This is a genomic window from Streptomyces sp. NPDC030165, assembly GCF_055573595.1.
This window is the reverse complement of record NZ_JBVIBD010000008.1, coordinates 197471-209800: the sequence shown is the minus strand read 5'-3', so window position 1 is coordinate 209800 and position 12330 is coordinate 197471. Positions and strand designations below refer to the sequence as shown.

General features: G+C 72.7%; 11 protein-coding genes. 3 read left to right on the top strand and 8 right to left on the bottom strand.

Annotated features, from left to right (window positions below; all coding sequences use genetic code 11):
• Nucleotides 1–3: 3 nt before the first annotated feature.
• Both ACZ4Z1_RS17650 and ACZ4Z1_RS17645 read right to left on the bottom strand, forming a co-directional pair.
• Nucleotides 4–855 carry a helix-turn-helix domain-containing protein gene (locus tag ACZ4Z1_RS17650; RefSeq protein ID WP_468487500.1) on the bottom strand — a complete coding sequence of 284 codons (852 nt, stop codon included), beginning with the start codon at nt 853–855 and terminating at the stop codon, nt 4–6.
• Between the two features lie 605 nt (nt 856–1460).
• Nucleotides 1461–2132, bottom strand: coding sequence for a dioxygenase family protein (locus ACZ4Z1_RS17645; RefSeq protein WP_468487499.1), 672 nt, complete (start codon nt 2130–2132; stop codon nt 1461–1463).
• A gap of 240 nt (nt 2133–2372) precedes the next feature.
• Here ACZ4Z1_RS17645 and ACZ4Z1_RS17640 point away from each other — a divergent pair, with 240 nt between their 5' ends.
• Nucleotides 2373–2774 carry a hypothetical protein gene (locus tag ACZ4Z1_RS17640; protein WP_468487498.1) on the top strand — a complete coding sequence of 134 codons (402 nt, stop codon included), beginning with the start codon at nt 2373–2375 and terminating at the stop codon, nt 2772–2774.
• A gap of 105 nt (nt 2775–2879) precedes the next feature.
• Nucleotides 2880–3314 (top strand): VOC family protein, encoded by a 435-nt coding sequence (locus ACZ4Z1_RS17635; protein ID WP_468487497.1) that lies wholly within the window; start codon nt 2880–2882, stop codon nt 3312–3314.
• An 85-nt stretch (nt 3315–3399) separates the two neighbouring features.
• Here ACZ4Z1_RS17635 and ACZ4Z1_RS17630 read toward each other — a convergent pair whose 3' ends face one another.
• Nucleotides 3400–3615, bottom strand: coding sequence for a hypothetical protein (locus ACZ4Z1_RS17630; protein ID WP_468487496.1), 216 nt, complete (start codon nt 3613–3615; stop codon nt 3400–3402).
• 69 nt (nt 3616–3684) lie between these two features.
• The gene (locus tag ACZ4Z1_RS17625) at nt 3685–5568 is read right to left on the bottom strand and encodes an APC family permease (RefSeq protein WP_468487495.1); all 1884 of its coding nucleotides are present in this window, start codon (nt 5566–5568) and stop codon (nt 3685–3687) included.
• Nucleotides 5569–6103: 535 nt separating this feature from the next.
• Here ACZ4Z1_RS17625 and ACZ4Z1_RS17620 point away from each other — a divergent pair.
• Nucleotides 6104–6613 (top strand): hypothetical protein, encoded by a 510-nt coding sequence (locus ACZ4Z1_RS17620; RefSeq protein ID WP_468487494.1) that lies wholly within the window; start codon nt 6104–6106, stop codon nt 6611–6613.
• Nucleotides 6614–6742: 129 nt separating this feature from the next.
• Here ACZ4Z1_RS17620 and ACZ4Z1_RS17615 read toward each other — a convergent pair whose 3' ends face one another.
• The 4 genes from ACZ4Z1_RS17615 to ACZ4Z1_RS17600 all read right to left on the bottom strand — a co-directional run bounded on the left by ACZ4Z1_RS17615 (nt 6743) and on the right by ACZ4Z1_RS17600 (nt 12236).
• On the bottom strand, nt 6743–7681 hold the full coding sequence (locus tag ACZ4Z1_RS17615; RefSeq protein WP_468487493.1) for an oxidoreductase: 939 nt from the start codon (nt 7679–7681) through the stop codon (nt 6743–6745).
• A gap of 249 nt (nt 7682–7930) precedes the next feature.
• A complete protein-coding gene (nirD, locus tag ACZ4Z1_RS17610; protein WP_468487492.1) occupies nt 7931–8284 on the bottom strand; it encodes a nitrite reductase small subunit NirD in 354 nt (117 codons plus the stop codon).
• Complete coding sequence (nirB, locus tag ACZ4Z1_RS17605) at nt 8281–10926, bottom strand: nitrite reductase large subunit NirB (RefSeq protein WP_468487491.1); 2646 nt, start codon at nt 10924–10926, stop codon at nt 8281–8283. Before nirB ends, nirD begins: the two co-directional genes overlap by 4 nt.
• A gap of 2 nt (nt 10927–10928) precedes the next feature.
• On the bottom strand, nt 10929–12236 hold the full coding sequence (locus ACZ4Z1_RS17600) for an NAD(P)/FAD-dependent oxidoreductase (RefSeq protein WP_468487490.1): 1308 nt from the start codon (nt 12234–12236) through the stop codon (nt 10929–10931).
• Nucleotides 12237–12330: the final 94 nt, after the last annotated feature.

The following is a 12330-nucleotide window of genomic DNA, read 5'->3' as shown; positions in this document are numbered from 1 at the left end:
GGCTCACAGTTCTTTGCTGAGGCTCGTGATGAGGGCCAGGGTCTCTTCGGTGGTGAGAGCGTTCTGTTCGATGGTCTCGAACATGGCGCCGTACACGCCAGCCTCGTCGCCCCCTTCATGCCACAACTCGTTACGGGGAATCTCCATGTAGACCACGTCCATGGCGCCTGGTTCGGCGAACGAGAGGATGTTGAAGGCGCATCCCATGCCGGGCTGAGCCCCAGCGCTGAACGGAAGGACTCGCACGTCGATGTTGGGCTGCTCAACCATGGCGGCCAGGTGCTTCAGTTGTCTGCGCATCACCTCGACGCCTCCGACGATCGTCCTGAGCGCTGCCTCGAACACCACAGCGCGGAAGGCGAGAGGGGAATCGTCCACGAGGCGTCGCTGGCGCGCCATCCTGGCGTTCACGAAGCCCTCGTCCGGGTTCAACGCGCGCACGTACTCCGGTGCCTGTAGCAAGCCGGGTACGAAGGCCAGTTGCCAAGCCCTGATGATCGTCGCAGCGCACTCCAGCGCCACGTACTCCTGCATGGCGCCGATGCCCGGAAACTCACTCCACCACCCCCTCGCCTTCCGCCGCTCACGGTCCACCCTCGCCAGTTCCAGCAGGCCGCCCACGACGGCGGGGTCGTGCACGCCGTACAGCTCGCACAACGCGCGGATGTCCGGGTCGCGCATCGGTACCCAGCCGCCCTCCATTTTGGCGATCTTGGTGGTGGAAGCGGTGAGCGCCTTGGCGGCGTGGGGCTGGCGGAGGCCCGCTGCGGTGCGCAGGCGCATCAGCTCGCCGCCGAGTCTGCGGCCCAAGACGGTCGAGGTGCTGTTTCCCTGCGTCGGCTGGCTGGTTGCCACGTATTGCTCCTCCTGAGCGGTGCCGGGTCAGTCTGGTGGCGTCCGAGACGGCCTCGCAACTCGTTCGGAGGATCTCCTCCAAGAGGAACTTGTACGGCGCGCCTCGCTGCCCCTACCGTCCGTAACGACCGAACTGCTCGCGCGGCCGCATCAGTTGGCGCAAGGGTGCGCGCTGCCCGTAATCGGAGGTGGCCGTCGATGATCTCTCCGCATGACCCCACAGAAGTGGTCCTCCACGAGGACCTGCTCGACTACTCGCCGTTCCCGAAGAGCGTGCGGCTCGCGCGGTACCGGATGCGCGGCTGTTGTGGGACTGGGGGTACGGGCACCTCGTGGACGATGCCGAGTTGTTGGTGTCCGAGCTGCTGACCAACGCGATCACGCACGGCCGGGTGCCCGGGCGGCTCGTGCGGGTGCATCTGACGGTGGGGAGAGAGGTGTTGCGGGTGTCGGTCAGTGATGCGCGGGGGAAGTCCGGCCGTGCGTACGGGAGCCGGGGGGCGACAGGCCCGGCGGGCTCGGACTGGTGCTCGTACAGGAGGTGGCCGCGCGGTGGGGGGTGCGGGACCGGGAGATCGGTAAGACGGTGTGGTGCGAGGTGGACGTCAGGCAGGAGTGACCATGGGGGACGGGCCGCCGAGGACGATGTCCCAGTGGTAAGTGAGGGACGTGGGGCGGCCTGGTAGGGGTGGGGTCGGGGCGTAGGACGCGATCAGGGCGCGGCGGGCCGCCGCGCCGGGGGCCGCGTGCAGCACCGAGTCGTGGGCCAGGAGCGGGTCGCCCTCGAAGTACATCTGGGTGACCAGGCGTTGTGTGAACGCGCGGCCGAAGAGGGAGAAGTGCAGGTGGGCGGCGCGCCAGGCGCCGTCGGGGGTGCCGAGCGGGTACGGGCCCGGCTTGATCGTGGTGAAGGTGTAGCGGCCCTCGGCGTCGGTGAGGGCGCGGCCCGCCCCGGTGAAGTGGGGATCCAGGGGCGCGTCATGCTGGTCGCCCTGGTGCGCGTACCGGCCGGCGGCGTTGGCCTGCCAGAGTTCGAGGAGCTGGCGGGGGACGGGGCGACCGAGACCGTCCACGACGCGGCCGGTCAGGGTGATGCGCTCGCCGATGGGGGTGCCCGCGTGGTGGCGGGTGAGCTCGCTGTCGAGGGGGGTCACGTCGGTGTGGCCGAAGACCGGGCCGTACCGCTCGCAACTCTCCGGGTCGGCGGGGAGAAGGAACGGCGGCCGTGCGGGCCGGCGCAGGGGGAAGCCCTGGTACGGGGTCGGTGAGGTCGGCATGGGGTCGTTGTCGCACGGAGCGGCGGGGTCGGCAAGGACGGGAACCGGCCCCGGGCCCGGGGGGGCGATCGGCGGGCGCGCGCTGTGCGGTTCGCGATGGGGGGCGTACGACCGCGCCAAGTCGGTGCGCGGCGGGCGCTGTTCATGCCAGCTGTGTCTTCGCGCGCACCCGGTGAACGCTTCTGGCCCCGGGCATATGCGGGCGTCCGGTGTCATGGGTACGGGCATGCCCACCTGTGGGTGGTCCACCTGGTGGGCTACTACAAGAACAACACGGTCTACAGCTTCGAGAACAAGCGGGAGGGCAAACGGCCGGCGGTCAACCCGGCCAACCTCCGGGACGGCATGCGTTTCACGGACCCGCAGGACCCCAAGGCCCCGAACAGCAAGGAGCTGGAGGCGCAGCGGTTCTACGTATTGCCGATGTGCAACGGCGGGTACTCCATCATGCCGTTCCTCGGCTCCGACCTGGCGCTGATGCCGATGGGGAACCGGCCGGGGCCCGGCTGCGACCGGCCGCTGCCCCACTGGGGCGGACAGTCCTCGGACAACGCCTCGCACGACTTCGTCCGGGCGCCGGACCGGCCCGAGCGGGAGGACCCGACGGAACGGGACCTCCAGCCGCCCGGTTCGGGGAAGTGAGGCTGAGGGGCGTCCCGCTCCTGATGGAGCTGGTGGTGGGGCGCGGGTGGACAGGCAGGGCTGAGTTCCGAGAACCGGGCGGAGCCCGCCTGCTACGGTGCGCCGATGTCAACGATCAGGAAGTTCCAAGTCACCTTCGACTGCGCAGAACCTGAGCGCATGGCTCGTTTCTGGTGCGAGGTGCTGGGGTATGTCGTACCGCCGCCACCGCAGGGGTACGCCACCTGGGACGCTTTCAACAGCACCCTGCCCCCTGAGGAGCGGGATTCTTGGTTCGCCTGCAGTGACCCCTCGGGCGTGGGCCCGCGCCTGTACTTCCAGCGCGTTCCCGAAGGCAAGGCCGCCAAGAACCGGGTGCATCTCGACGTCCGGGCCGGCACCGGGCTGGTGGGGGACGAGCGCCTCGCCGTACTCGAAGCCGAGTGCGCACGGCTGGTCGCGCTCGGCGCCACTCACGTGCAGACGCTGTACGCCGATGACGAGAACGAGTCGTGCATCCCGATGCTGGACATCGAGGGCAACGAGTTCTGTATCGACTGAGCAACTCTCCGAGCCGGGCCGGGGAGGCGGGGAGCCGCCTCCCCGGGCAGGATCAGCCGGCAGGGGACGGACCGCAGGCGAGCGCCTACTTGCGGGCTCGCCAGACCACGGCCATGACGAAGGACGCGCTGCACACCGAATAGACACCGAGGCCGATGCCCCACCCGTCGCCGCGCCAGAAACCGATGGCGGCAACGGCGAGTGCGCAGAGCAGCGAGAGGGTGGCGAGTATGCGTCCGAGAAGCATGAACAGCAGGTCCTGGCAGAGGTGATCGATGGCGTCCGGTGCCCGGTGCCCCACCGGTTTCCGACCCCCGCGACCCTAACAGCGGCACCAGTCCGCCTCCCCTGCCCCCGCCCCTCCGGCCGGTTACGCCCGCACTCGGAACCGCAGCCGGCAGATCGTCGCGTCCGTCGTGCGGCGGACCGCGTGGGCGACGACGGCGCCGCGCTGGTTCTGGAGGAGGCGTTGCCACAGGTGGGCCGGTTCGACCTCGGGGATCAGGACGGTGACCCGGGTGCCGGGGCGACGGGCGCCGAGTTCGCGTACGTACGCGGCGACGGGGCGGCCGACGGTGCGCGTGGTGGAGGGCAGTTCGAGGAGGCTGACGCCGGGGTTCCACAGTTCCCAGTCGCGGCGCAGGGACTCCGCCGCGTGGCGGTCCTCGGGGGCGGCGTAGGTGACGGTGACGGCCACCACCTCGTCGCCGAGCGAGACGGCGGCGTTCAGCGCCTCGCAGGTCAGCTTGGAGAGGTGGGAGACGGGGACGACGACGAGGGAGCGGTCGCGGTGCGGGGTCTCGGGGATGCGGCCCAGGTGCAGGTGGTCCGCGATCCTGCCGTACGCGCGGTGCACCGCCTCGAAGGCGAGGACGAGGAGGGGTAGCGCGATGACGATCAGCCAGGCGCCCTCGGTGAACTTCGTGGCCGTGACGACGACGGCCGAGACGCCGGTCAGCAGCGCGCCGGAACCGTTGAGGACGGCCTTGCCGCGCCAGCCGGAGGATCGTTCCTGCCGCCAGTGGCGGACCATGCCCACCTGGCAGATGGTGAAGCCGACGAAGACGCCGATGGCGAAGAGCGGGACGAGGGTGTTCACGTCGCCGCCGGAGAAGGCCAGGAGCAGGGCGGCGACGGCGGCCAGCGCGAGGACGCCGTGCCGGTGCACCTGCCGGTCGGCCTTCAGGCCGAAGACGTGCGGCAGGTAGTTGTCGCGGGCCAGCAGACTCATCAGGACCGGCAGTCCGCCGAAGCTGGTGTTGGCGGCGAGGGCGAGCAGCACCATGGTCGCGAACTGGACGACGTAGAACGCCCAGTTGTGGCCGAGCGACGCGTCCGCGAGCTGCGCGAGGACGGTGACGCCCTCCACCGGCTGGAGGTGGAAGCGCCCGATGAGCACCGACAGACCGATCAGCATCACGCCGAGCAGGGCGCCCAGGGCGATCTCGGTGCGCTGCGCGCGCTTGGCGGCGGGTGCGCGGAAGGACGGTACGGCGTTGGCGACCGCCTCCACGCCGGTCAGGGCCGAGCACCCGGCGGCGAACGCCTTCAGCAGGAGCAGCGCGCCGACGGAGGTCGCGTTGTCGGACAGTACGGAGGCGTGACCGGCGGCGGACGCCGTGGAGGCGGGCGCGTCCCGGAACAGGCCGACCGCGATGAGGACGAGTACGGAGCCCACGAAGGCGGCGGTGGGCAGCAGGAACGCTTTCGCGGAGTCGACGATGCCGCGCAGGTTCACGCCGGTCACCAGGACGAGCACCGCCAGGCACAGCCACAGCCGTTCGCCGTACAGGGCCGGGAAGGCGGAGGTGAGTGCGGCGACGCCGGCCGTCACGGAGACGGCGACGTTCAGGACGTAATCGAGGAGCAGGGAGGCCGCGGCGGCCAGCGCCGTACGGCGTCCGAGGTGCGCCTTGGCGACGGCGTACGAACCGCCGCCGTTCGGGAACGCCGCGATCACCTGGCGGTACGAGGCGACCAGTACGGCGAGCAGCGCCGCGATGCCGAGGGTCACCGGGAGGGTGAAGCCGAGGCCGTACGCACCGGCGGCGGCCAGCACCAGGACGACGGACTCGGGTCCGTACGCGACGGAGGCCATCGCGTCGAGGGAGAGGGCGGCGAGGCCCTGGAGGGAGGTCAGGCGGTGCCGGGCGTCCGGGTCGGGAGCGGCAGGGGGCGGCGGGGAGGGAGGGGGCGCGGCCGGCTCGGGTACCCGGCCTGCGGTCCGGCCCGTGGGCTTCCACACCATCGACATCGTTCGCCGTACCTCCGTGCGCTGCGGGATGAGAACCCCGGTGACGGGGCCAGCCCAGCGTGAGTGCCGGTTCGTACGGGCGCGCCGGTTCTTGGCGTGGCTTTGGCGGATGATCCGGCCTTCTTCACGCCTTTTTGATGCCCGGCGGGGGCGTGCCGATGAGGACGGGTGGGTGGGGCGCCGGGTGGACGGTGCATCGGGTGGCTGCGGCCCCGAGGGAGATGCGGCGCGGACCTGGGAGTGTCCTGGGCGGGCGGCGTAGGGGCGCGCGGCGTTGCCGGTGGCGCGTCAGTGTTGTCAGCGGCGCGTCAAGTTTCCGGGAAGCGTCGTCAGCGCCGCGTCAACGTCCCGGCGGTTCCCCCGCCGTAGCCCTAGCGTCACGGCTATGGGACGGAGATGGGTGCCCGGGGCCGGTGCCACGGTCCACGGGGAGGACGGCGGAGACGGCGCGTACAGCGGCGGACGGAGAGGCGGTGGGGCGCGCGATGGACGGCACGCACGGCATACGCGGAAGAGGCACGCCCTTCCACCCCCGGTGCACGGCCCGGCGGCGTACCGCGACCGCCGGTGGGCGGCCGAACTGCGCACGGCGGCCGGCTGCACGGCCGGCGTGCTCTGTCTCATGCTCGTCGTCGACCTCGCCGGCCACACCCTCGACCCGCTGCGCGCCGCCTGCTGGACGGCCCTCGCGGTGGTGCTCTTCGCGGCGCTCTTTCCGGCACGGGTGACGGCCGGACCGGGCCGGCTCGCCGTACGCGGGCTGCTGCGCGAGCGCCGGGTCCGTACCGACCTGCTGGTCCTCGTGCACCGCAGCGACGGGGTGGCGCCCCGGCTGGTGCTGCGTGACGCGCTGGGCGACCGCGTCGAACTGGACCCCAAGGTCCTCACCGCCGACCCGGCCCTGTGGCACCTGCTCGACACCGGCGCCCGGCTGTCCCGGGAGCGCGGCCTGCTGCGGTCGGGCAGCGAGGTGCTGAGGGTGCTGGGCGAGCACGTCGACCGGGACGGGGCCCGGAAGATCTTCGAGGCTTCGGGCCTGGAGTGACGGGCCGCCGTCAGCCGCAGGCGGAGCTTGCCCCGGTGGCCGGTCCGCTCCTGCCCCGGTGGCCGGTCCGCGCCCCTGGCGCCCTCCGCCTCAGCCCTCCTGCTCACCCCTCACGCACAGCCCTGCTCGTCAGCCCTTCGCCCCGCCGAAGTCGTACCGCACGCCCGTAAGCTCCTGCGACGCCTCCCACAGCCGCTCCGACGTCTCGTCGTCGCGCGTCCACGGGGCGCGGGGGGACGGCGCGGTCGCGCCGCGCAGGCCGTTGCGGGGGCCGAGGAAGGCGTCCGGCTTCATGTGCGGGGCGGTGGCGGCGCACAGGGTCGGCAGGGCGCCGGACTCGGCGGGCTGGCCGACGACGCGGTTGGCCAGCGCCACCAGGCGCTCGGCGCCCGTACGCCCCTCCATCCGTACACCGGCGCTCTGCAGGTTGGTGTCGGCGTACCCGGGGTGCGCGGCGACGGCCAGCACCTGCGAGCCGGCCCGCGCGAGGCGGCGCGCCAGTTCGTGGACGAAGAGCAGGTTGGCGCTCTTGGAGCGGCCGTAGGCGATCCAGCGGCGGTAGCCGCGCTCGCTGTTGAGGTCGTCCAGGTCGACGTTGCCCAGCATGTGGAAGCCGCTGGAGACGGTGACGACGCGCGCTCCGGGGGTGGCCAGCAGCTTGGGCAGGAGGAGGCCGGTGAGCGCGAAGTGGCCGAGGTGGTTGGTCCCGAACTGCATCTCGAAGCCGTCGGCGGTACGGCGGTGCGGGAGCGCCATCACCCCGGCGTTGTTGATGAGCAGGTCCAGGCGGTCGCCGTCGAAGTCGTCGAGGCCCGCCGCGAAGGCGCGTACGGAGGCCAGGTCGGCCAGGTCCAGCTGCCGGAACTCGGCCTCGGCGGCCGGCACTTCGGAGCGCAGCCGGGCGAGCGCCGTGTGCCCGCGTGCCTCGTTGCGGCAGGCCAGGACGACCCTGGCGCCGCGGCGGGCGAGTTCGCGGGCGGTGATGTAGCCGATGCCGCTGTTGGCGCCGGTGACGACTGCCGAGCGGCCCGTCTGGTCGGGGATGTGGCTCGTGGTCCAACGGGTCACGCCTGCTGCGCTCCTTCGTCGGGACGTCGGGGGCACCAGCGTACGCCCGGACCGGTGGGGAGACTCCCAGGCCGGGCGGGGCCGCGGTTGCCGGAAGTCCGTATGCGGACGGGGAGGAGCGTGGTCTCCGGAGCGCCGGAACGGGCTGATGCGCCTGCCGACGGCTGTACGGGGCCGGACGGGGAACCACCGGACGTGGGACTTCGGGACGTCCGGGATCGGCGGCGGCAACAGCTGAGCGGAGCGCTCCTAACTCCCGACCTCCCGCACCCGGTAGACGGGCACCGACACCGACGGATCGTCCAGGCAGGCGCCCGTCTCCAGGTCGAAGCGCTGTTTGAGGAGGGGGGACGCGACGAACGGGCGGCCGTCCGCCGAGCCGGTCAGGCCGCGCGAGAGGACGTACGCGCCGGTGAACGGGTCGCGGTTGCCGATGGCGTACGGGCGGCCCGCGCGGTCCACGAACAGTGCCACCTGCCCGCCGTCGGGAAGGAGGGCGGCGACGCCCCGGCCCGGGACGAGGGCGGACGGGTCGCAGACCGGGAACCAGCGGGTCTCCGGCCGTTCCGGAGCGGGTGCGGGGAGTTCGACGGCGAGAGTCATCGGGCGGCGGTCCCTTCCAGGGTGCGGTCGTCTGTGGCGGTGCGGGCGGTGCGGACCGGCAGCTTCGGCCCGGCCAGCAGGCGCAGGTCCGGCTTGATCTGGTCGCGCTCCGGGACGAAGCGGACGGCCGGGTCGGGGGCGTCCGGCGCGTTGACGAAGGAGACGAAGCGGGCGAGGCGTTCGGGGTCGGCGAGGGTGTCGGCCCACTCGTCGCGGTAGGCGGACACGTGCGCGGCCATCAGCGCCTCCAGCTCGTCGCAGAGGCCGAGCGAGTCGTGCACGACGACGTCGCGGACGTGGTCGAGGCCGCCCTCGATGCGCTCCAGCCAGGCGGAGGTGCGCTCCAGGCGGTCGGCGGTGCGGATGTAGAACATCAGGAAGCGGTCGATCAGGCGGACCAGTTCGGTGTCGGAGAGGTCCTGGGCGAGCAGGTCGGCGTGGCGGGGGTCGGCGCCGCCGTTGCCGCCGACGTACAGGTTCCAGCCGTTGGAGGTGGCGATGACGCCGAAGTCCTTGCCGCGCGCCTCGGCACACTCGCGGGCACAGCCGGAGACCGCCGACTTGAGCTTGTGCGGGGAGCGCAGGCCCCGGTAGCGCAGTTCCAGGTCGATGGCCATGCGGACGGAGTCCTGCACGCCGTAGCGGCACCAGGTCCGGCCGACGCAGGACTTCACCGTGCGCAGCGCCTTTCCGTACGCGTGGCCCGACTCGAAACCGGCGTCGACCAGGCGGGCCCAGATGCGCGGGAGCTGGTCGACGCGGGCGCCGAACAGGTCGATGCGCTGGCCGCCGGTGATTTTCGTGTAGAGGCCGAAGTCGCGGGCCACCTCGCCGATGACGATCAGTTTTTCCGGGGTGATCTCGCCGCCGGGGATGCGCGGGACGACCGAGTAGGAGCCGTTGCGCTGGAGGTTGGCGAGGAAGTGGTCGTTGGTGTCCTGGAGGGCGGCCTGCTCGCCGTCCAGGACGTACCCGTCGGCGCCGACCGTGGGCGCCAGGGAGGCGATGATCGAGCCCACCGTCGGCTTGCAGATCTCGCAGCCGTCGCCGCCGCGCGCCTCCTCCCGGCCGTGGCGGTCCAGCAGCTCGGCGTACGAGGTGAGGCGGCGGGTGCGGACGATCTCGTACAGCTCGGCGCGGGTGTGCGGGAAGCAGCCGCACAGGCCCTGGTCCACGACCACGCCGCCGGCCGCCAGCTCGTCGTTGACCAGGGTGGTCAGCGCCTTGACGCAGCTGCCGCAGCCGGTGCCCGCCTTGGTGCACTTCTTCACCTCGGGCACGGTGGTGCAGGAGTGCTCGGAGACCGCGCTACGGATGGTGCCCTTGGTGACGTTGTGGCAGTTGCAGATCACCGCGTCGTCGGGCAGGGCGGCGGGCCCGAGGGCGGCCGGGGCGCCGGTGCCCGCGGGCAGCACGAGCTGTTCCGGGGCGACCGGCGGCACGCTGCCGGTGAGCGGGCGCAGCAGCCCGTACGACTCGGCGTCGCCGACCAGCACCCCGCCGAGCAGTTCGCCGTCCGCGCCGATGACCAGCTTCTTGTAGACGCCGGAACGCGAGTCGGCGTACACGACGTCGAGGCAGCCCGGGGTGGCGCCGTGCGCGTCCCCGAAGGAGGCCACGTCCACGCCGAGCAGCTTGAGCTTGGTGGAGGTGTCCGCGCCGGTGAAGCCGGGGGCGCCGGACGCCTCGGAGCCGCCCTGGCCCTCCGCGATCGCGGCCGCCGCCGTCTCCGCCATCTCGTAGCCGGGCGCCACCAGGCCGTACACCTGGCCGTCCGCCGCCAGCGCGCACTCACCGATCGCGTACACGGCCGGATCGCTGGTACGGCACCGCTCGTCGACGCCGATGCCGCCGCGCTCACCGACCACCAGCCCGCAGTCGCGGGCGAGCTGGTCGCGCGGGCGCACCCCGGCCGAGAAGATCACCAGATCGGTCTCGACGCGCGAGCCGTCCGACAGCTCCATGGCCGTCACCGCCCCGTCCTCACCTGCGACGATCGCCTTGCCGCCGACGCCGGTGTGCACGCTCAGGCCCATCTCCTCGACGGTCCGGCGCAGCGCGCTGCCGCCGCCCTCGTCCACCTGGACCGCCATCAGCCGCGGCTGGAACTCGACGATGTGGGTGCGCAGTCCGAGGCCCTTGAGGGCGCCGGCCGCCTCCAGGCCGAGCAGGCCGCCGCCGACGACCGTGCCGGTGCGGGAGTTCTCGGCGTACTCCTCGATCGCGAGCAGGTCCTCGACCGTCCGGTACACGAAGCAGCCGGTGCTGTCCGCGCCCGGCACCGGTGGCACGAAGGGGTACGAGCCGGTGGCCAGTACGAGCGTGTCGTAGGTGACCGTCAGCCCGGAACGGGCGGTGACGGTGCGCGCCTCGCGGTCGACGGCGGTCGCCGGGTCGCCGAGGTGCAGTTCGATGCCGTGCCGGGCCATGAAGTCCGGGTCGGTGAGGGACAGGTCGTCCGGCGTGCGGCCGGAGAAGTACGAGGTGAGCTGGACCCGGTCGTAGGCGGGCCGGGGCTCCTCGCACAGCACGACGACCCGGGTACGCGCGGTCACACCACGGTCGGCGAGGGCTTCGAGGAACCGCTGGCCGACCATGCCGTGGCCGATGAGCACGAGGGTGGGAACGGCGGTTGCGGCCATGGTCAGGAGCCTCCGTCGGGGGTGGGGGCGGTGCGGGGACCGCCGCTGTGGTCGGTGGTGAGCAGGTGCAGGAGGGGCGCCGCGGGCAGCGGGTCGTCGGCTTCCCAGGTACGGGCGAGGGTGCCGACGGCGCCCAGGTCGCCGAGGAGGATGCCGCCGACGAGGCGGTCGCCGCGGACGATGACCTTGCGGTAGGCGCGGCGGGTGGCGTCGGACAGGTGGACCACGTCGTCGCCGGGGCGGGGGGAGGGGGTGCCGAAGGAGGCGAGGTCGAGGGGGGTGGTGGACGGGCCGGGGCTGGAGCTGGGGCCGGTGAGGGTGAGACGGGTGAGGGCGCGGGTGCCGCGGTAGCGGGCGGCCTCCTCCGAGAGGACGCGCGCCAGCAGGTCGGCCTGTTCGAGGGCGGGGCCGGCCAGGCCGTACACCACGCCGTCGTGCTGCGCGCAGTCGCCGATCGCGTGGATACGCGGGTCGGCCGTCCGCAGGTGGTCGTCCACGACGATGCCGCGGTCCACCGGCAGACCGGCCCCCCGGGCGAGGCCGACACGCGGCCGTACGCCGCAGGCGAGGACGACCAGGCCGGCGTCGGACACGTAACCGTCCGCGAGTTCCACGGCCCGTACGGACCCGTCCTCGACGCGCAGCCCGCGCACCCGGCACCCCGTGTGGACCTCCACGCCCAGCGCTTCGAGATGGGCGCGCAGCAGGGCCGCGGCACCGGCGTCCAACTGTCGTTCCATCAGGTGCTCGCCCTGCTGCGCGAGCAGCACCGATACGCCGCGCTCGGCCAGCGCACGGGCCGCGGAGACGCCCAGCAGCCCGCCGCCGATCACCACGGCGCGCAGACCCGGCCGGGTGGCGGCCGCGTCCAGCGCCGCGCAGTCGTCCAGGGTGCGGAAGGGGTGGACGCCGTCGGGAAGATCGTCGTGGCCGGGCGGGAAGAGCCCCCGCAAAGGCGGCAGCACCGGGTTGGAGCCGGTCGCGAGGACGAGCCGGTCGTACGGTACGGCCTGCCCGTCGTCGCACAGCACCGTACGGCTCGCCCGGTCGATCCGCACCGCACGTACCCCGCCCAGCCACCGCACACCGTCGGGCGGGGCGGGCAGGGCGATGACCTCGTGCGCGTACCGGCCGGCCAGCACTTCCGCGAGGAGGACACGGTTGTACGGCGCGTGCGGCTCCTCACCGAGGACGGTGAGCGCCGGGCCGCCGCCGTCGGTGCCGTCGGCGGCGGCCGGGTGGAGGCGCTGCGCGAGCCGGGCGGCGGCCATGCCGCCACCGATCACCACCACACGCTGTTGCGAGGTCATGTCCGCCAGCGTGCGGTCCGGCTGTTACCCGTCCGCATCTGCGCTGTTTCCCGCGGGGAACGCTGCCCTCAGCGTGGGCGAGGGCGGGGTGTGA